This window comes from Actinomycetospora soli (genome assembly GCF_021026295.1).
Taxonomy (GTDB): Bacteria; Actinomycetota; Actinomycetes; order Mycobacteriales; family Pseudonocardiaceae; genus Actinomycetospora; species Actinomycetospora soli.
Genome location: NZ_JAJNDA010000036.1, coordinates 16,023 through 33,027 on the forward strand (window position 1 = coordinate 16,023; position 17,005 = coordinate 33,027).

The 17,005-nt window shown below is 73.6% G+C and carries 15 protein-coding genes and 1 pseudogene; 9 read left to right on the plus strand and 7 right to left on the minus strand.

Annotated elements, in window-relative coordinates; genetic code table 11:
- The first annotated feature begins 73 nt into the window (after positions 1–73).
- From pdxH to LN037_RS30325, 4 genes are all read left to right on the plus strand, one after another.
- Positions 74–721: a pyridoxamine 5'-phosphate oxidase gene (pdxH, locus tag LN037_RS30310; protein WP_230760517.1), complete on the plus strand. Its 648-nt coding sequence runs from the start codon at positions 74–76 to the stop codon at positions 719–721.
- A gap of 81 nt (positions 722–802) precedes the next feature.
- A complete protein-coding gene (locus LN037_RS30315) occupies positions 803–2,104 on the plus strand; it encodes an MFS transporter (RefSeq protein ID WP_230760519.1) in 1,302 nt (433 codons plus the stop codon).
- Positions 2,105–2,129: 25 nt separating this feature from the next.
- The gene (locus LN037_RS30320; protein ID WP_230760521.1) at positions 2,130–3,164 is read left to right on the plus strand and encodes a sensor histidine kinase; all 1,035 of its coding nucleotides are present in this window, start codon (positions 2,130–2,132) and stop codon (positions 3,162–3,164) included.
- 20 nt (positions 3,165–3,184) lie between these two features.
- Positions 3,185–4,102, plus strand: coding sequence for an aminoglycoside phosphotransferase family protein (locus tag LN037_RS30325; protein WP_230760523.1), 918 nt, complete (start codon positions 3,185–3,187; stop codon positions 4,100–4,102).
- A gap of 5 nt (positions 4,103–4,107) precedes the next feature.
- Here LN037_RS30325 and LN037_RS30330 read toward each other — a convergent pair whose 3' ends face one another.
- The gene (locus LN037_RS30330) at positions 4,108–4,536 is read right to left on the minus strand and encodes a MarR family winged helix-turn-helix transcriptional regulator (RefSeq protein ID WP_230760525.1); all 429 of its coding nucleotides are present in this window, start codon (positions 4,534–4,536) and stop codon (positions 4,108–4,110) included.
- An 80-nt stretch (positions 4,537–4,616) separates the two neighbouring features.
- Here LN037_RS30330 and LN037_RS30335 point away from each other — a divergent pair, with 80 nt between their 5' ends.
- Positions 4,617–6,395, plus strand: a complete 1,779-nt coding sequence (locus LN037_RS30335; RefSeq protein ID WP_305059901.1) for an ABC transporter ATP-binding protein — start codon at positions 4,617–4,619, stop codon at positions 6,393–6,395.
- Positions 6,396–6,454: 59 nt separating this feature from the next.
- On the opposite strand, the gene LN037_RS30340 is transcribed toward LN037_RS30335, so the two are convergent.
- The gene (locus LN037_RS30340; protein WP_230760527.1) at positions 6,455–7,240 is read right to left on the minus strand and encodes an alpha/beta hydrolase; all 786 of its coding nucleotides are present in this window, start codon (positions 7,238–7,240) and stop codon (positions 6,455–6,457) included.
- A 225-nt stretch (positions 7,241–7,465) separates the two neighbouring features.
- Here LN037_RS30340 and LN037_RS30345 point away from each other — a divergent pair, with 225 nt between their 5' ends.
- From LN037_RS30345 to LN037_RS30360, 4 genes are all read left to right on the plus strand, one after another.
- A complete protein-coding gene (locus LN037_RS30345; RefSeq protein ID WP_230760529.1) occupies positions 7,466–8,353 on the plus strand; it encodes an aldose 1-epimerase family protein in 888 nt (295 codons plus the stop codon).
- Positions 8,350–9,303 (plus strand): carbohydrate kinase family protein, encoded by a 954-nt coding sequence (locus LN037_RS30350; RefSeq protein ID WP_230760531.1) that lies wholly within the window; start codon positions 8,350–8,352, stop codon positions 9,301–9,303. The genes LN037_RS30345 and LN037_RS30350 overlap by 4 nt, the downstream gene beginning before the upstream one ends.
- A gap of 206 nt (positions 9,304–9,509) precedes the next feature.
- The gene (locus LN037_RS30355) at positions 9,510–10,811 is read left to right on the plus strand and encodes a citrate synthase (RefSeq protein WP_230760533.1); all 1,302 of its coding nucleotides are present in this window, start codon (positions 9,510–9,512) and stop codon (positions 10,809–10,811) included.
- 106 nt (positions 10,812–10,917) lie between these two features.
- The gene (locus LN037_RS30360; RefSeq protein ID WP_230760535.1) at positions 10,918–12,291 is read left to right on the plus strand and encodes a cryptochrome/photolyase family protein; all 1,374 of its coding nucleotides are present in this window, start codon (positions 10,918–10,920) and stop codon (positions 12,289–12,291) included.
- On the opposite strand, the gene LN037_RS30365 is transcribed toward LN037_RS30360, so the two are convergent.
- The 5 genes and pseudogenes from LN037_RS30365 to LN037_RS30385 all read right to left on the minus strand — a co-directional run.
- Complete coding sequence (locus tag LN037_RS30365) at positions 12,278–13,447, minus strand: ABC transporter permease (RefSeq protein ID WP_230760537.1); 1,170 nt, start codon at positions 13,445–13,447, stop codon at positions 12,278–12,280. The genes LN037_RS30360 and LN037_RS30365 overlap by 14 nt on opposite strands.
- Entirely contained in the window at positions 13,444–14,352 is a 909-nt protein-coding gene (locus LN037_RS30370) for an ABC transporter ATP-binding protein (RefSeq protein WP_230760539.1), read from the minus strand. Before LN037_RS30370 ends, LN037_RS30365 begins: the two co-directional genes overlap by 4 nt.
- A 561-nt stretch (positions 14,353–14,913) precedes the next feature.
- A complete protein-coding gene (locus LN037_RS33975) occupies positions 14,914–16,041 on the minus strand; it encodes a gamma-glutamylcyclotransferase (RefSeq protein WP_230760541.1) in 1,128 nt (375 codons plus the stop codon).
- A gap of 44 nt (positions 16,042–16,085) precedes the next feature.
- A complete protein-coding gene (locus LN037_RS30380) occupies positions 16,086–16,754 on the minus strand; it encodes an MBL fold metallo-hydrolase (RefSeq protein ID WP_230760543.1) in 669 nt (222 codons plus the stop codon).
- Positions 16,755–17,005 (minus strand): annotated as a pseudogene (locus tag LN037_RS30385) (S-(hydroxymethyl)mycothiol dehydrogenase); the annotation flags it as partial. It lies immediately after the preceding gene.

The following is a 17,005-nucleotide window of genomic DNA, read 5'->3' on the forward strand; positions in this document are numbered from 1 at the left end:
TACACCTCCGGCGCGATTTGTCCCATCTCTCACGGCCTTCCCGCGAGCAGGCCCCCGTGCCTACCGTGGGCGGGTGAACGCACCGATCGCGGACCTGCGGGTCGACTACCGCGCCGGCGAACTCGAGCTGGACGACCTCGCGTCGACCTGGCACGAGCAGCTCGCGACGTGGCTCGGGCAGGCCCGGGAGGCGGAGCTGCCGGACCCGAACGCGATGGTGCTCGCGACGGTCGACGACGAGTACCGGGTGACCAGCCGCACGGTGCTCGCCAAGGACATCGACGACCGCGGCGTCACCTTCTTCACCAACTACACCTCGGAGAAGTCCCACCAGCTGCGCCAGACGCGGCAGGCGTCGGCGACCTTCCCCTGGTACGGCCTGCAGCGGCAGGCCACCGTGATCGGCACCGTCGAGCTGCTCGGCAAGGAGGAGACCGCCGAGTACTGGTCCGGCCGTCCCCGCACGTCCCAGCTCGGGGCGTGGGCGTCGCCGCAGTCGGCCACCGTGCGCGACCGGCAGGTGCTCGAGGACCTCTACACCACGGTGGAGTCCCGGTTCGACGGGCAGGACGTCCCGCCGCCGCCGCACTGGGGCGGGTGGCGGCTGCTGCCCACGCACGTCGAGTTCTGGCAGGGGCGCACCTCGCGGCTGCACGACCGCCTGCGGTTCCGCTTCAACCCCGCCCGCGGCGACTGGGTGGTCGAGCGCCTGGCTCCCTAGGTGGCCTCCGGCCTCGTGAGCACTAACGGTCGCTATAGCGACCGTTAGTGCTCACCTGGCGGAGCCACCTAGAATCGTGAGGTGAGCGAACGATCACGGGGCCTGTTCGCCGACACGACCCCGTTGCGGACACCCGCCTTCCGCCGACTGTGGACGGCGGGCGTGGTCACCGTCGTCGGGGCCCAGCTGACCGTCGTCGCGGTGCCCTTCCAGCTCTACGAGATGACGGGCTCGTCGGCGTGGGTCGGGCTGACCGGCCTGTTCGGGCTCGTCCCGCTCGTGGTGTTCGGGCTCTGGGGCGGGGCGATCGCCGACGCGGTCGACCGGCGCATGCTGCTCGTCGTCTCGGGGATCGGCATCGCGGTGACCTCCGCGCTGCTCGGGGTGAGCGCGCTGACGCACATCGGCGGGCCGTGGACGGTGCTGGTGATCTTCGCGGTGCAGACCGCCTGCCTCGCGGTGAACCAACCCACCCGATCCGCGGTGCTGCCCCGCATCCTGCCGCTGGACCAGCTGCCCGCGGCGAACACGCTGTGGTTCACCGTGCAGCAGCTCGGGGCCTTCGCCGGGCCGCTCGTCGGCGGCGTGGCCCTGGCGTTCATCGACGTCGGGGTGCTCTACCTCGTCGACACCGTCTGCCTCACCGTCTCGATCTACGCGGCCTACCGGCTGCCGCGCCTGCCTGTCGGCGCCGACGCCGAGGGCGGCGTGCGCGGGGTGCTGCACGCGATCCGCACCAGCGCGGGGCTCCGCTCCGTCGTCGAGGGCTTCCGCTACGCCGCGATGTCGAAGGTGCTGCTGGTCAGCTTCCTGGTCGACCTCGTCGCGATGGGCTTCGGCATGCCGCGCGCGGTGTTCCCCGAGGCGGCCGTGGAGACCTACGGCGGCGGGGCGGCCTACGGGCTGCTCTCCGCGTCGATCGCGGGCGGCGCCGCGCTCGGCGGGCTGCTGTCCGGGCGGCTGCACGGCATCGCGCGCCAGGGCGTCGCCGTGACGATCGCGGTGTGCGTGTGGGGCGTCGGGGTCGCCCTCGCCGGCCTGACCTCGGTCCTGTGGCTCGCCGTGCTGCTCCTCGCCGCCGCCGGCGCCGCGGATCTCGTGAGCTCGGTGTTCCGCTCGACGATGCTGCAGACCGTCGCCACCGACGAGATGCGCGGCCGGATGCAGGGCGTGTTCGTGGTGGTCGTGGCGGGCGGGCCGCGCGTCGCCGACCTGTGGCACGGCTGGGCCGCGGACGCGGTCGGCACCGGGGCCGCGACCGCGATCGGCGGCGCGGCCGTCGTGGTCGGCACGATCCTGGTCGTCCTCGCCTTCCCCGCCTTCTGGCGCTACCGGGCACCCGTGGCGGGTGCGGCGGAGGACGCTCCGGCGAGCCAGGCGTGACCGGCGGGGCCGTACCCTCCGCCGGGTGACGACCCCGACCGACCGATCCGTCACCGCACTCGTCGTCGCCGTCGTGGTCGGCTACGCGCTCCTGGCGTGGGCCGGCGTCGCGCCCGGGCTGAACCTCCTGGGCGGGCTGCTCGGTCTGGTCCTGGCGCTCGGCGTCGCCGCCGTCCAGCTCGGCTACGTCAGCCGCCCCGGGGTGGCGCGCTCGCGGGAGGCGACGGCGGTCGCGCTGCTCGCGCTCGCCTGCCTGGTCGCGGTGCCCGTCGTCGCCCTCGGCCTCGGCTGGATCGCCTTCGCCGGGTTCCTCGCCGGGAGCCTGCGGCTGCTGCTGCCCGCGCGGGCCGGGACGGCCGGGTTCGCCGTGGTGGTCGTGGCGGTCGGCCTCGTGGTGGGGCTCGCCGGCTCGGCGCCGGTGTTCGCGGTGCTCACGGCCGCGGTGGGCACCGTGGTGACCGGCCTCGTGATCGAGGGCCTGACGCGGTGGTGGCAGCTCACGGCGGCCCGCGCGGTGGTCCCGGTCGCGGCGCTGCCCGGCGGCACCCCGACTCCGGCGGCCGAGTCCCCGGAGCGCGAAGCCCCGGAGCGCGAGTCCCCGGAGCAGGAGTCGACGGAGCGCGGGCCGACGGACGGCGGGTCCCCGGAGCACGCGGAGCCGGGCCCCGCGGTCCCAAAGCCCGCGGAGGCACCGAGGTCGGCCGTGGCCCGGGAGCTCGTCGCCGGCCGCTCCCGTCTCGACGCGGCCGGGGTCGAGCTCGCGGTGCTGGGGGAGGACGCGGCGCTGCCCGACGACGTCGACGGCCTGTTCGCGGCCCTGGTCGACGTGGCCGTCGGACACGCGGCCCGGCATCCCGACGCCTCCACCTGCCACGTCACGATCGCCCGCCGCGGGGCCGAGGCGCGGATCGTCGTCACCCACGACGGCGCCACCGACGACCCGCGGGCCGAGGACTTCGAGGCCCTCGGCGAGCGTTTCGAGGACCGCGACGGTTCGGTGCTCGCCGAGCGTGACGACGAGCAGTTCACCGTCGAGGGCCGGCTGCCGCTGGAGACGTGAACCCGTGGGAGCGTGCGCCGGTGGCGATCGACGAGGCGGACCGCGCGGCCCGGACGGCGCGGGCGGTGGTCGCGGCGCAGGCCGTCGCCGAGGAGCACGGGCTCGACGTCGGGGCGCCGGTGGTGCTGCACGACCTCTTCTCCGTCGTCGTGCATCTCGCGCCCGCACCCGTCGTCATGCGGATTCCGACGGTGCTCCCGCCGACCCGGCGGGCCGACCCGACCCGCACCCTCGCCGAGCGCCGGGACGAGCTCGCGGTCTCGGTCGCGCTCCGCGAGGTCGGCTTCCCGACGACGGGTCCCTCGCCCCTGCTGCCCGCCGTCCCGCTCGAGCGCGACGGCTTCGTCATGACGGCGTGGGAGTACGTGCCGATCGTGAGCGCGGAGCTGGACGACCCGGCGGGCTACGTCGCCGACCTGCACGCGGCGCTGCGGGGGGTCGACGTCGATCTGCCCTTCCTGGTGTTCTGGGACGACTGGATGACCGGGATGCTCGACGCACTCGGCGACCACCCGGAGCTCGTCGGGCCGGACGACCTGGCGCTCGCGCGTCGGGAGCACGCGCGGATCGACGCGGTGTTCGGGTCGCCCGAGCGGTTCGCCGCGGCCTTCCCGCACGCGGCGCTGCAGCCGGTCCACGGGGACGCGCCCACGCACAACGTCCTCATGACCGCGGACGGACCCGTCGTCACCGACCTCGAGCACGCCTGCCTCGGGCCGATCGAGTGGGACCTCGCCTTGACCGGGCTCGTCGACGACTACGACCAGGCCACCGTCCTGCGCGGCGGGCGCCCGGCCGACCGCGAGCTGCTGGCGCTCTGCGAGTCGGCCCGGTGGTTGCAGGTCGTGTGCTGTCTCGGGCTGGCCGACGAGGCGCCGGTCGAGCTGGTGGACGGCGTCCTCCCGCTCGTGACGACCTGGCGGGACCAGGCCGGCTGACCCCGTCAGTCGTCCAGCCGCTCCAGCACCTGGCGGAGCAACCGTTCCAGCTCCGCGCGGTCGGCGTCGGGGAGCCCAGCGAACACCCGGTCGGCCTCGGCGGCCCGCGTCGCCCGGACCGCGCGGCCCAGCTCCCGGCCCTGCTCGGTGACGACGACGAGGGTGGCCCGGCGGTCGTCGGGATCGGTCTCCCGCTGCACCAGACCGCGTTCCTCGAGGGCGTCGACGACCTCGGTGGCGCTGCGCGCCGCGATGCCGAGGTGCTTCGCGAGCGCCCCCGGGCGGGCGGATCCGTGGCGCATCAGGACCCCGAGGGCGCGCAACTGGGACGGGGTCACGTCCCACGGCGCGAGGGTCGCGCGGGAGGTGTGGCGCAGGCGGCGCGCGACGGCCCAGAACAGGTCGCTGACCGACGTGGGTTCGTCCTGCTCCACGGGAACACCCTAGCGGGAATCGCTGTTGTAGCCTCATCATGAGGTTACCTCAGTAATCCGCCGAACCCAGGAGGCGCTTCTTGCCCCGCCCTTCCGATGTCTCCCCCGAACAGCGCCGACTCGACCGCGAGCAGGCCAAGCAGGTCTCGCTGCGCCGCATCGCCCGGCTGTTCGCCCCGTACCGCTTGTCCCTGGCCGTCGTCGTCGCCGTGATCGTCGCGTCGTCGATCGTCGGGCTGGCCCAGCCCTTCCTGCTGCGCGAGGTCATCGACGTCGCGCTGCCGCAGCGCGACGTCACCCTGCTGGTGTGGCTCGTCGTCGGGATGGTCGTGGTCGCCGCCGTGACCGCGGCGTTCGGCGTCGTCCAGACCTGGATCTCGACGAAGATCGGTCAGCGCGTGATGCACACGCTGCGCACCGACGTGTTCTCCCACGTGCAGCGGCTCTCGCTCGGCTTCTTCACCCGCACGCGCACCGGTGAGGTGCAGTCCCGCATCACCAACGACATCGGCGGCATGCAGTCCGTCGTCACCTCCACCGCCACCTCCATCGCGGCCAACCTGACGACGGTGATCGCGTCCGCCGTCGCGATGGTCGCCCTGTCCTGGCAGCTCTCGCTCGTGACGCTGCTGGTGCTGCCCCCGGCCGTGCTGCTCTCGCGGCGCGTCGCCCGGCTGCGGCGCACCATCACCGCGCAGCGCCAGCGCGAGCTCGCCGACCTCAACGTCACCATCGAGGAGGGCCTGTCGATCGACGGCGTCCGCCTCTCGCGCACCCTCGGCACGGGTGACGCGCTGGTCGCCCGGTTCACCGACTCCTCGCTGCGCCTGACCGACCTGGAGCTGCGCAGCCAGCTCGCCGGCCGCTGGGTGATGGCCACGATGTCGATCGTCTTCGCCGCGATCCCGGCCCTGATCTACCTCGGTGCGGGCCTGCCCTGGACGGCGGGTGCGCTGTCCATCGGCACGCTCGTCGCGTTCACCTCGCTGCAGGCGGGCGTGTTCCGGCCGCTGTCGTCGCTGCTCGACGTCGGGGTGTCGGTGTCGGCCTCGCTGGCGCTGTTCGCCCGCATCTTCGAGTACCAGGACACGCGCATCGAGGTCGAGGAGCCGGAGCACCCCGTCGACCTCGACGACCCGCGCGGCCACCTCCGGCTCGAGGGCGTCACCTTCACCTACCCGGGCAACGACCGTCCGGCGCTGGACGACGTGTCCCTCGACGTCCCGGCCGGCTCGACCCTCGCGCTGGTGGGGGAGACCGGCTCCGGCAAGTCCACGCTCGGCGCGCTCGTCGCCCGTCTCCACGACCCGGACGCCGGCCGGATCACCATCGACGGCGTCGACCTGCGCGACCTGCGCCTCGACGACCTCGCCGCGATCGTCGGCGTCGTCAGCCAGGAGACCTACCTTCTGCACGCCACCGTGATGGACAACCTGCGCTACGCGAAGCCCGACGCGACCGACGAGGAGATCCTCGCGGCGACCCGGGCCGCCCAGGTCCACCACGTGATCGAGGCCCTGTCCGAGGGCTACGACACGGTCGTCGGCCCGCGCGGACACCGCTTCTCCGGCGGCGAGCGTCAGCGGCTGGCCATCGCGCGCACCCTGCTCCGCAACCCGCGGGTGCTGGTGCTCGACGAGGCCACCTCGGCGCTGGACACCGCCACCGAGCGGGCCGTGCAGGAGGCCTTCGACGCCCTCGCCGTCGGCCGCACCACCCTGACGATCGCGCACCGCCTCTCGACGGTCCGCGACGCCGACCGGATCGCCGTCCTCGACCACGGTCGCGTGATCGAGTCGGGGACCCACACCGACCTGGTGTCCGAGCACGGCCGCTACGCGGAGCTGACGGCGGCCTGAGCCCCAGGTATGGCAGCACAGCGTCGTTGCTGTCATCCAGTGGCAGGAACGCCGCGTCGTCAGGCCAGCTCGGTGAGCACGTCCACCAGCGGGCCGGGCCGCAGCTGCACCCCGAGGTGACTGGTCAGGACGTCGACCACCCGGAACGGGAGGCCGAGCGCCTCCGCGTCCGCGACGAACCGGTCCTGCAGGGCCGGCATGAGGGCCCGGTCGCCGCCGAGCCGGACGTAGGTGCGCGGCACCCGGCCCCAGCGCTCGGGGTCCACCGTCACCGCGGCCTCGTCGACGGCGAGCGCCTCCCGCCCGTCCATCGTCGCCAGCACCGCGAGCAGCTCCGTCCGCGTGCCGTCGGCGAGCAGCGCGTCCTGCAGCGCGTCGAGGGCGTCGGGGTCGGTCGTCCGGAAGTCCACCCGCAGCTCGCCGACCTCCGCCGGGTCCGCCGTCAGCAGGCGCGGCGCCACCGCGTCCAGCGCCGAGGGGGCCACCGACGCGTAGGCCGACGGCCCGCCGGTGACGCAGCACCACGCCGACACGTAGACGACGTGCGCGAGCTGGTCCGGCACGGCGTTCGCCACCGCCGTGACGGTGAGCCCGCCGCGGCTGTGGCCGACCAGCACCACCGGACCGTCGAGCGACCGCACGACCTCCGTCACCGCGGCGACGTCGTCCGCGGTGGAGAGGCCGACCATCCCGGTGTCGCGGGCGTCGAGGCCGTGCCCGGGCAGGTCGACGGCGACCACCCGGTGCCCGCGCAGCGCGAGCCCGCGGGCGACGGGCCCCCAGGAGGCGGCGGTCGAGAACGCGCCGTGGACGAGGACGTACGTGATCGGGGACGTCGGAGACAAGGAGCACCCCACGCTGGAGAGGACGGACACGACGGCGGGTGCTCAGATCACGGGTCCGGAGACTAGGGACGTTCCCGACGACGGTCCACCGGGTTCGCCGACGTCAGCCGTGGCACACCGCTGACGCCCGACGTCAGCCGTGGCGCACCGCTGACTTCGGCGACCCCGAGGCAACCGGTTGCGTGGACCGTCCCCATTCGCCCCGCGACCCACTACGGTGCCGCCATGGCGTCGAGCGATGTCGAGATCCGCGCGGGCGGTGCGCACGTCGTCGTCACCGGCGTCGGGGCGGGGCTGCGGACGTTCACCGTCGACGGTGCGCACCACGTGGAGACGTTCGACGGGGATCCGCCGATGGGCGCCGGGTGCGTCCTGGTCCCGTGGCCGAACCGCACGGCGGGCGCCCGCTTCGACTGGGCCGGGACGACGCACGAGCTCGACGTCACCGAGCCGGCGAACGGCAACGCCATCCACGGCCTCGTCCGGAAGCGGCCGTGGACGGTCGTCGAACACACCGACGCCGCCGTGACCCTCGCGATCGACGTCCCCGCGGAGCGCGGCTGGCCCCAGCCGCTGCACGTGGAGACGACGTACGCGCTGGAGCCGACGCAGCTCACCGTCACCCACGTCCTGACGAACACCGGCGACGGCGACGTGCCGGCGGGGGTCGGCACCCACCCGTACCTGCGGGTCGGGGACCACCCGAGCGGCGACTGCACGCTGCAGGTCCCCACGGCCACGGTCCTCGACGTCGACGACCGGCAGATCCCCACCGGTCCCGCCCGCCCCGTCACCGACGACGAGTCGCTCCGGCGGCCCCGCCGCGTCGCCGACCTCGAGCTCGACACCTGTTTCGGGGTCCGTCCCGGCGTCGCGGGCGTGCTCGCCGAGCTGACGGCCCCCGACGGGACCGGAACCCGGCTCTGGGGCGACCGCAACGTCGGCTGGGTCCAGGCGTTCACGCCCGGCAGCCCCTTCGGCCGCGAGGGCAAGGCGGTCGCCGTCGAGCCCATGACGTGTCCGCCGGACGCACTCAACTCCGGCACCGACCTCGTCGTCCTGCAGCCCGGGGCGACCTGGACCGTCCGCTGGGGTGTGGAGGCGCTGCGATGATCGTGTCGTCGGGAGACGGAGCGGAGCGGAGCTCGACCATCGTGTCCGCCGGCGAGGCGCTCGTCGACCTCGTCCCGATCGAGCAGCGGCCCCTGGCTCCGCTCGCGCCGCGCCTGGGCGGCGGGCCGTACAACGTCGCGGTCGGGCTCGGCCGGCTCGAGGTACCGACGGCGATGCTGACGCGGCTCTCGAGCGACGCGTTCGGCGACGCGCTCGTCGACCGGCTCACCGACTCCGGGGTGCGGACGGACCTGCTCCAGCGCGGCGACGAGCCGACCACGCTCGCCGTCGTGACCGTCGACGAGGTGGGCCACGCCCGCTACTCCTTCCACGTCGAGGGGACGGCCGACCGGCTGGTCGCCGATCCCGGCGAACCGGAGATGGCCGCGCTCGCCGTCGGGACCCTCTCCCTGCTCCTGGAGCCGGGCGCCTCGATGTACACCGAGCTCGCCCGGCGGGCGGCCGCGGCCGGGACGTTCGTCAGCCTCGACCCGAACATCCGCCCGGCCCTCGTCGGCGACGCGGAGGTCGTCCGGGCCCGGCTGGACGCGATCGCGGCCGTCGCGGGGCTGGTCAAGCTCTCCGACGAGGACGCCGCCTGGTGGGGCCGCGAGCCGGCGGAGCTGCTCGCGGCGGGCGCCGGGGCGGTGGTGGTCACCCGCGGCGCCGAGGGCCTCCGGGCGTTCACGACGACGGGTGTGGTCGAGGTGCCCGCCGACACCTCCCGTCCCGTGGTGGACACGATCGGCGCGGGGGACTCGGTGCACGCCGCGCTGCTGGCCCACCTGCACGACCACGACCGGCTCGACCGGGCGGCGGTCGCGGCGATGTCGGCCGACGACTGGCGCGCGGCGCTGGAGTTCGCCGCGCGCGTCGCCGGGTGGACCTGCTCGCGCGCGGGCGCGGAGCCGCCGACCCGGGCGGAGTTGACCCACCCACCGGAATCGTGACCGGTGCCACGGGCGACGACACCGTTTCCCGTGCTGCGGTGATCGCCGCGTGAGCGCTACGGTTCGCCCAGCGTACGACGCCCCAACACCCGCGGGAGTTCGCCTCGGGCTGACGCCGGAGCCGGCGCGGGGACCGACCGTCCCCGCCCCGACGACCGGTGTCGGTCCTCCCTCCCGCACGAAGAAGCGTGAGAGGGATGCATTCGATGGCCGACGACGGCGAGAAGCGCACCGCGACCCTGTCCTATCCGGGCGGGGAGCACACGATGGAGATCGTCGAGGCCACCGAGGGCTCGTCCGGGATCCAGCTGGGCAAGCTCCTCGGCGAGACCGGTCTGATCACCCTCGACCCGGGTTTCGTGAACACCGGGTCGTGCCGCTCCGACATCACCTACATCGACGGTGACGCCGGCATCCTGCGCTACCGCGGCTACCCGATCGAGCAGCTCGCGCAGAACTCGACGTTCGTCGAGACCAGCTACCTGCTCATCTACGACGAGCTGCCGAACAAGACCCAGCTCGAGAACTTCACCGACCAGATCCAGCGGCACACGATGCTGCACGAGGACCTGAAGAAGTTCTTCGACGGCTTCCCGGCCGACGCGCACCCGATGCCGGTGCTGTCGTCCGCGGTCTCGGCGCTCTCGACCTTCTACCAGCGTTCGCTGGACCCGTTCGACGAGCCGAACGTCGACCTCTCGACGGTCCGTCTGCTCGCGAAGGTCCCGACCCTCGCGGCCTACGCGTACAAGAACTCGATCGGCCAGCCGTTCCTCTACCCGGACAACAAGCTGTCGCTGGTGGAGAACTTCCTCCGGATGACCTTCGGGCTGCCGGCCGAGGACTACGAGATCGACCCCGAGGTCGCCAAGGCCCTCGACATGCTGTTCATCCTGCACGCCGACCACGAGCAGAACTGCTCCACGTCGACGGTGCGGCTGGTCGGCTCGTCGCAGGCCAACCTGTTCGCCTCGATCTCGGCGGGCATCAACGCGCTGTTCGGCCCGCTGCACGGCGGCGCCAACGCCGCGGTCCTGACGATGCTCGAGAACATCCGCGACAACCACGGCAACACCGACGAGTTCGTCAAGAAGGTCAAGGACAAGGAGCCCGGCGTCCGCCTCATGGGCTTCGGGCACCGGGTCTACAAGAACTACGACCCGCGCGCCGCGATCGTCCGCGACACCGCCCGCGGCATCATCGAGAAGCTCGGCGGCGGCGACGAACTGCTCGACATCGCGACGAAGCTCGAGGACTACGCGCTCAACGACGACTACTTCGTCGAGCGCAAGCTCTACCCGAACGTCGACTTCTACACCGGCCTGATCTACCAGGCGATGGGCTTCCCGACGGAGATGTTCACCGTCCTGTTCGCCATCGGGCGCCTCCCCGGCTGGATCGCCCACTGGCGCGAGATGATCGAGGACCCGGACACCCGCATCGGCCGCCCGCGCCAGGTCTACACGGGCCCGACGGAGCGCGACTTCGTGCCGCTGGAGAACCGCTAGTCCCGTTCCCGAGCGAAGGGCCCCTCCGGTCGATCTATTCGACCGGTGGGGCCCTTCGCTCGTGTCCCGGGGGCTTCCCGACGACGGGTGCGGGTACCTGTCCGGCATGGCTTCCGCGACCTCCACCGCCGTCGTCTGGTTCCGCCGCGACCTGCGGGTGCGCGACCAGCCGACGTTCCTGGCCGCGAAGGAGCGCGCCGACCGGGCGCTCGCCCTGTTCGTCCTCGACCCGACGCTGCTGGAGCCGGCCGGGCCGCGCCGCACGGCGTTCCTCTTCCGCTGCCTGCGCGCGCTCGACGAGGACCTCGGCGGCCGGCTGCTCGTGGTGAAGGGCGACCCGGCCGACGTCGTCCCGCGGATCGCCCGGGCGGTCGGCGCGGACTCCGTGCACGTCGCCGCCGACTTCGGGCCCTACGGGCGGCAGCGCGACGAGGCGGTGGAGAAGGCGCTGGGCGACGTCGAGCTGGTGCGCTCCGGCTCCCCGTACCTGACCGAGCCGGGCACGATCACGAAGTCCGACGGCGACCCGTACAAGGTGTTCACCCCGTTCTCCAGGGAGTGGACGAAGCGGATCCGCGACAGCGCGCCCGCGGACACCGACGCGCGGACGCTGGACTGGATGGACCCGTCGGACAAGGACGGCGGCCCCCGCGCGGTGAAGGTCCCCGACGACCCGGCCGTCGACGCCGAGCTGCCCGAGGCCGGGGAGACGGCCGCCCACGAGCAGTGGGAGGCGTTCGTCGACGAGCACCTCACCGACTACGACGACACGCGCGATCGCCCCGACAAGCCGGGCACGAGCCGGATGAGCGTCCACCTCAAGTACGGCACGGTGCACCCGCGCACCCTGCTCGCCGACGCGCGCGGCGACGGCAAGGGCGCGACCTCGTACCGCAACGAGCTGTGCTTCCGCGACTTCTACGGCCACGTGCTCTGGTGGTTCCCGCGCAGCGCCCGGGAGAACTTCGACCCGAAGTTCGACCACATCCCGCTCGACTCCGGGAAGGAGGCCGACGAGAAGTTCGCGGCGTGGCAGGAGGGCCGCACCGGCTTCCCGGCCATCGACGCGGCGATGCGCCAGCTGCAGGGCGAGGCGTGGATGCACAACCGGATGCGGATGGCCGTCGCGTCGTTCCTCGTCAAGGACCTGCACCTGCCGTGGTGGCGCGGAGCGGAGCACTTCATGAACCTGCTGGTCGACGGCGACCTCGCCTCCAACCAGCACGGCTGGCAGTGGGCGGCCGGCACCGGGACGGACGCGGCGCCCTACTTCCGCGTGTTCAACCCGGTGACCCAGGGGGAGCGGTTCGACCCGCAGGGCGACTACGTGCGGCGCTGGGTGCCGGAGCTGGCCGGGATCGAGGGCAAGAAGGTGCACCAGCCCTGGAAGCTGCCCGACCCGCCGTCGGGATATCCCGCGCCGATCGTGGACCACAAGGCCGAGCGCCAGGAGGCGCTCACCCGGTTCAACGCCCTGTGAGGGCCTCCCGCCACGACACCCGCGCGCCGGTGCGCAGCACCGAGCGGGCGTAGATCCGGCCGCCGAGCCAGAGCACGAGCGCAGTGAACGCCGCGGTCAGGACGAAGGCGAGCGCCACCTGCCAGACCGGGACGCCGCCGAGCGCGATGCGGGCCGGCATCACCAGCGGGGTCCACGGCGGGATCAGCGACAGCACCGTCAGGGCGGTCGAGGTGGGGGCCGAGAGCACCAGGTTGAACCCGGCGATGAAGCCGATGAGCACGACGATCGACACCGGCGTCAGCACGCTCTGCGTGTCCTCCTGACGCGACACCAGCGAGCCGAGCGCGGCGTAGACCGTCGCGTACAGCGTGAACCCGAGCAGGTACCAGACCAGCACCGAGACGAGCGTCCCCGTGATCCCCGCCCCGGCGACGAGGAGCCCGGCCGTCCCGGCGACGGCGAGTCCCGCCCCGGTCAGCACGACCAGCTGCAACAACCCCACCGCACCGAGCCCGAGCACCTTGCCGAGCAGCAGCTGCCATGGCCGGACCGTGGCCAGCACGAGCTCGACCACCCGGCTGGCCTTCTCCTCCACCACGCCCTGCGCCACCATCGCGCCGTAGGTCTGGATGGAGAAGAACAGCAGGAACGCGCCGAACGCCCCGAGGCCGATCCGCAGGCCCTGCGCCGGGTCGTCCGGCCGCGCGGCGACGACGACGGGTTCCGCGGCCGCGACGGCGGCATCGCCGGCCGCCGGATCGGGCAGGAGTTGCTGCTGCGCGAGCAGTGTCGTCGCGACGGTGACGACGGACCCGGTGCCGCTGCCGAGCGAGCGGTCGACGTCGACCCGGGGCCGCGTCGGCGGACCGGACAGCGCCGCGTCGGCGTCCCCGGTGGCGACGAGTGCCCGGCCGGCCGCGGCGTCGGCGACCGGGAGCACCCGCACGATCCGCCCCTGGTCGTCGGCGGCCAGGCGCAGCGACGGGGTGATCGCCTCGGTCTCCGGGGCGACGGCGATCGTCGAGGTGCCGGAGTCGCCGCCCGGGTCGATCGAGGAGACGAACAGCGAGTAGCCCACGAGGATCAGCAGGATCACGGCGGTCGAGACGACGAACGCCCGGCCGCGGACCCGGGCGAGGAACTCGCGGCGGGTGATGAGCAGGACGGTCCTCATGCGGCCGCCCGCTCGCCGACCGCTTCCCGGAACAGCTCGGTGAGCGACGGCCGGCGGTGCGTGAACTCGTGCACCGGGCCGGTGGCGAGAGCGGCCCGCAGGAGCGCCTGGTCGTCGGCGCCGGCGTCGAGGGTGACGACGGTGCGGCCGTGCTCGACGCGGCTCGCCGTGACCCCGGGGACGGCGTCCGCCCAGCCGGCCACGGCGTCGGGGGCGTGGACGACCACGGTGGACGCCCCCGAGGCGTCGCCGGCCCGGAGCTCGTCGACCCGCCCCCGGGCGACGAGCGTGCCGTCGCGGACGATCCCGACCCGGTCGCACAGCCGCTCGACCAGATCGAGCTGGTGGGAGGAGAACACGACGGGCGCCCCGGCGTCGCAGCGTTCCCGCAGGACGGCGCTCATGACGTCCACCGCCACCGGGTCCAGCCCGGAGAACGGCTCGTCGAGCACGAGGACGTCCGGTTCGTGGACGAGTGCGGCCGCGAGCTGGACGCGCTGCTGGTTCCCGAGGCTGAGCTTCTGCACCTCCTCGCCGGCCCGGTCGGCGATCCCGAGGCGTTCGGTCCAGCGCTGCGCGCTGGCCTTCGCGTCGGCGGCGCCCAGACCGTGCAGCTCCGCGAGGTAGCGCAGCTGCTCGCCCACCGCCATCTTCGGGTAGAGGCCGCGCTCCTCGGGCATGTAGCCGATCCGGCGGCGTCGGGCCGCGTCGATCGGCCGCCCGTCGAGGCGCACCTCGCCGGCGTCGGCGGCGAGCACGCCGAGCACGATCCGCATCGTCGTCGTCTTGCCCGCACCGTTCGCGCCGACGAACCCGAACAGCTCGCCCGGCTGCACCGAGAAGGTCATGTCGTGCAGCGCCCGGACCGCGCCGTACCGCTTCGACACGCCGTCGATCTCGAGCACCTGATCACTGTCCCGGCCCCCCGACGGGCTGTCCACTCCGGGCCCGCCACCCGATCGTGATCAGGTCGAACCCGGGCGGGTGCTGGAGTGATCGGCTGCGCATCGAGCAGCATGACCGGGCCGGGGGTCCGTGGTTCACGTGGGGCGGGGGTGGGGGATGCGGCTGCTGGTCGTGCTCGTCGTGACCGTCGCGCTGCTCGCCGCCGCGGCCCCGCTCGCGATCACTCAGGCGCCGCGCCTGCAGTCGCCGGTGCTCGCGCTCGTCGCGTTCGCCGTCGCCGGGATCGCCCTGCTCGCGGGCCTCGCGCTGCTCGCCCGGGCCGCCCTGCTGCTGCGTCGGTCCCGGGCGGTTCCCGACGGCGGGTCGGTGCCGGAGGAGCAGCCGCCCGCGGGGGAGCAGTCGCCTGCGGAGGAGCAGCCGCCCGCGGACGAGTCCGTGACCGAGCCGCGTCCGGGCCCCGACCGCATCGTCCTCGTCCCGACGGCGGGTCGGCTCGCTGTCTCGGTGCCCGTCACCGTGCTCCCGCCGCGGCACGCGCGCGACGACGAGGACGCGACCGATCAGGGGTCGGGGGAGGCGTCCGACCAGGAGCCGGTCACCGTCGGCCAGTCCGACGGGGGCGGGGAGTCCCAGAGCCAGGCCCAGGCGAGCTCGGCCTTCGCCGCGCGGTACACGACCACGCGTTCCCGCCGGTAGTCCGGACCCTCGTAGGCGTCGAGCGCCGGCAGGGCCCGGGCCGGGTCGGCGAGCGTGACGACGTGCCCGCGGGCGGTACCCGGTCCCGCGACGAGAGCCGGGTAGCCGTGGCCGGTGTCGTACACCTGCCCGCGTGCGACGGCGGGTGCGGTCTCCCGGGCGGCCGACGCGAGCCGCCACCACGCGGACGCCCCCGGCTGCAGGGTGCCGTAGACGAAGACCCGGTCCGGCCACGACCGCGGGTCGGGACAGCCGTCGGGGACCACGGTGGCCGCACCGTCCGGGACCTCCGCGGGCTCGCCGGTCAGGTGCCGCGCGTCGTCCTGGGCCACGTCGCGGACCCGCACCGGGGCGCCGTCGACGAGCAGGGGCGCGCGGACCGGGGACGCCGGCCAGTACGCGAGCACCGGGTCGAGCCGCACGCCCCGCTCGTCGAGCACGGTGGACGCGTGCACCCACGCCATGTCGTAGCGGGCGCCCCGCCCCTCGCACCGGTCGAGCACGGCGACCTGCTCGGGGGTGGCCAGCCAGACGTGGTGGCTCTCCGGTGCCAACAATGCGTCACTGCCGGCACTGGACGCCAGCAACTCCACATCGTCGGCCTCGAGCCTCCGGCCGACCGACGATGTGGCTTTCCTGGCGCTGGGTGCAAGCAGTGACGCATTGCTGTCACCGGCAGAGGTGACCGCCAGCGTCGCCGGGCGCGCGTCGTCCCGGACACGGAGCCCGGCCGCCCACACCGCGGCGACCCCCGACACCGTCACGCGCAGCGCCACGACCGGCCCGCGCAGACCGAGCTCGCGGCGCAACCAGGTGATCTTCGACGGGCAGGCGTTCGAGCCGTAGGCCAGGACCGGTACCCGCGCGGCGAGCGGGACGTCGAGGAGGTCGTCGATGCCGACCGCACCGACCCGCCGGCCGCCGCGGCACCCGTCGTCGGGAACGAGCTCGTGGGTGAGCCCGTCGTCGTGCAGGAACGAGGTCCCCGGCACGACCCCGGGGTAGGGGTCGGCCGGGAACCGCGTGTCGGGCAGGCCTATTCCTTGGCCTTCTTCCACTCCTCGAGGTGCGGCGACTCGTCGCCGATCTTCGTGTGGTCCCCGTGTCCGGTGCGCACGATCGTCTCGCCGGGCAGGGCGAACAGCTTGCGCTCGATCGACTCGAGGATCACCCCGTAGTCCGAGTACGACCGCCCGGTGGCGCCCGGCCCGCCCTGGAACAGGGTGTCGCCGGTGAAGACGACGCCGAGGTCGGGGGCGTAGAAGCACGTCGACCCGGGCGAGTGTCCGGGCGTGTGGATCATCTTCAGGTCGATCCCGGCGATCGTGAACGTCTCGCCGTCCTCGAGCTGACCGTCCGGCTCGAGGTCGGGGTGGGTGAGGTCCCAGACCACCCGGTCCTCGGGGTTGAGCAGGATCGGCGCGTCGAGCGCCTTCGACAGCGCCGGCGCGGCGTTGACGTGGTCGTTGTGCGAGTGCGTGCACAGGATCGCGGTGACGTTGCGGTCGCCGACGGCCTTGCGGATGGCCTGGGCGTCGTGCGCCGCGTCGATGACGACGACCTCGCTGGAGTCCCCGAGGATCCAGACGTTGTTGTCGACGTCCCACGACCCGCCGTCGAGCTCGAACTTGCCCGAGGTGACGACGTTCTCGACGGGTCCGCCGTCGTTGACGCCGCTCCCGACCGTGTCTCCGTAGCCCACCATCTAGAGGATCACCACCGAACGCAGCACGTCGCCGTGGTGCATCTTGTCGAAGGAGGCCTCGACGTCGTCGAGCGAGATCCGCTCGGTGACGAACTTGTCGAGGGGGAACCGGCCCTGCAGCGCGAGGTCGACCAGCATCGGGAAGTCGCGGCTGGGCAGGCAGTCGCCGTACCAGGACGAGCGCAGCGACCCGCCGTGGGAGAAGAACGGCTGGAAGTCGGCCTCGAGCTTCATGTCCGGCGACGGCACGC

Coding starts and splice junctions, on each gene's coding strand:
- LN037_RS30345 (WP_230760529.1), top strand. CDS start 7,466: ATGGCGTCGAGCGATGTCGAGATCCGCGCGGGCGGTGCGCACGTCGTC.
- LN037_RS30350 (WP_230760531.1), top strand. CDS start 8,350: ATGATCGTGTCGTCGGGAGACGGAGCGGAGCGGAGCTCGACCATCGTG.
- LN037_RS30355 (WP_230760533.1), top strand. CDS start 9,510: ATGGCCGACGACGGCGAGAAGCGCACCGCGACCCTGTCCTATCCGGGC.
- LN037_RS30360 (WP_230760535.1), top strand. CDS start 10,918: ATGGCTTCCGCGACCTCCACCGCCGTCGTCTGGTTCCGCCGCGACCTG.
- LN037_RS30365 (WP_230760537.1), bottom strand. CDS start 13,447: ATGAGGACCGTCCTGCTCATCACCCGCCGCGAGTTCCTCGCCCGGGTC.
- LN037_RS30380 (WP_230760543.1), bottom strand. CDS start 16,754: ATGGTGGGCTACGGAGACACGGTCGGGAGCGGCGTCAACGACGGCGGA.